This is a genomic window from Staphylococcus sp. GDY8P196P (genome assembly GCF_017891705.1).
GTDB classification, from domain to species: Bacteria; Bacillota; Bacilli; order Staphylococcales; family Staphylococcaceae; genus Staphylococcus; species Staphylococcus ureilyticus.
The window spans coordinates 1-589 of sequence record NZ_JAESJS010000047.1 but is presented as its reverse complement, the minus strand read 5'-3'; the positions used below and the strand labels follow the sequence as shown (position 1 = coordinate 589).

Genomic DNA, 589 nt, shown 5'->3' with positions numbered 1-589 from the left:
AGCATTCTATGTTTTTCATCGTCAGTTATTATAAAAACATTTCCAAGAAATTCTGAACCAACTGTATTTTTGATTGGATCTTCACCATAATATATAGAATATTTATTTTGAGTTAATAACCATCTTATATCTAAATATGGCTCATCCAACTCTATTATTTCTTTTGCTTTTTGTCCTTTTTGCCCCTTAACTACTCTCATGTAATTATTGAAAGTTTTCATTCCATTAATTACTTCATTTGTTATTTCTTTATAATCACTGATTTTATCAAGTTGTTTTTGAGTGTACTCATTTAATTCATTTTCTGCATTTGAACAATCTAAACTTGCTGACTTCAACATTTTTAAATAGGTATCATCTTTAGTTGTTGGATCTAAAGTAAAAGCAATTGCTAATAATTTTTCTTTATCAGGATGCTTTACCTTTCCATCCTCTAATCTATATATATATGAATGTGAAACATTACTCGCTTCAGAAAGTTCTCTTAGAGAATAGTTTTTACTTTTTCTTAAATTTTTTAACATTTCGTTTAATGCCATATTATCACCTCTCATGCATTTTACCATTTTTGAAACATTAAAACAATTTG

At 26.5% G+C, this 589-nt stretch carries 1 protein-coding gene; it reads right to left on the bottom strand.

Annotated features, from left to right (window positions below; all coding sequences use genetic code 11):
* Positions 1–539 (bottom strand): helix-turn-helix domain-containing protein (locus tag KA814_RS13575; RefSeq protein ID WP_210122807.1); only part of this gene is annotated, 539 nt, incomplete at its 3' end.
* Positions 540–589: the final 50 nt, after the last annotated feature.